General features: G+C 78.4%; 1 protein-coding gene. It reads left to right on the forward strand.

What is annotated here, in order from left to right; translation table 11 throughout:
• Positions 1 to 54: 54 nt before the first annotated feature.
• Positions 55 to 1174, forward strand: a 1120-nt coding sequence (locus AB8Z36_RS41170; protein ID WP_369218450.1) for a carboxyl transferase domain-containing protein, incomplete at its 3' end; no start/stop codon positions are given.

Below are 1174 nucleotides of genomic sequence, written 5' to 3' on the forward strand. Positions count from 1 at the left end.
GGCCGGGAGGGTGCGGCGGATGTGTCGCCGGGCTCGGGAGGCCGCCCGGAGCGCATGAGTGCGCGTGCGGTCCTCACCGCCGTCGCCTCGGCCTGGACGGAACTGCCCGCCCCCCGGCGGGAGGACGGCACAGGCGCGGACGAGGGCGAGGGCGAGGGCGAGGCGGCCGACGGTCCGCTGGACTGGCGGGGGTACGGCGCCGCGCGGCGGAGCGCGGCCGAGCGGACCGGTGCGCGGGAGTCCGTGGTGTGCGCCGCCGCCGACATCGGCGGCGTCCCCGTGGTCGCGCTCGCCTTCGAGTTCGGCTTCCTCGGCGGGTCGATCGGGCGGCGCACCGGCGATCTGATCGAGGCGGCCCATCGCCATGCCCGGACCCACCGGCTGCCGGTGGTCACCTTCGTCGCCACGGGCGGCAGCCGGATGCAGGAGGGGCTGCGCGCGCTGTCCCAGCTCCAGCGGGTGGCCCGGCAGAGCGCGCTGACCCGGGCGGCGGGGCTGCCCCAACTGGCCGTGCTGCGCGACCCGACGACGGGCGGTGGGTGGGCGACGCTCGGCGCCGGGGCCGACATGACGCTCGCGCTGCCCGGGTCCCAGGTGGCCTTCGCCGGATCGCGGGTACGGCCGCCCGACGCGGACCCGGCCGCCTACACGGCGGAGGCGCAGTTCGCGGCGGGTCACCTCGACGCCGTCGTCGCGGAGGGGGAACTGCCGGGCGCGCTCGCGCTGCGCCTGAGGCTCCTGACGTCCCCCCGCGCCACCGGCCCGGTGCCTCCTCCCGACGCCCTGGGCAGGACGGCACCGGGCAGGCCGCGCGCGGATGCCTACCTCGACGCGTACTTCTCCTCGCGCGTGGAGGTGTCCGGTGACCGCTGCGGTGGCCGCGATCCGGGGGTGAGCTGCGGTTTCGGCCTGCGCGATGGCCACGTGGTGGCGTTCGCGGCCCAGCGGGGCACCGCGACGCGGCCCGCGGGCTACCGCACCGCTGCCCGGCTCATCCGGCTCGCGGACCGGCTCGGCATCCCGGTCCTCACGCTGGTCGACACTCCTGGCGCCGCCCATGACGCGGCGGCCGAGCAGGCGGGCGCTGGACCGGCGATCGCCGACCTGTTCGCGGCCGTGGCGTCGGCGGGCACCCCGCTGACCACGCTCGTCATCGGCGAGGGCGGCTCGGGCG

Source organism: Streptomyces flavofungini, from assembly GCF_041028215.1.
GTDB lineage: Bacteria > Actinomycetota > Actinomycetes > Streptomycetales > Streptomycetaceae > Streptomyces > Streptomyces flavofungini_B.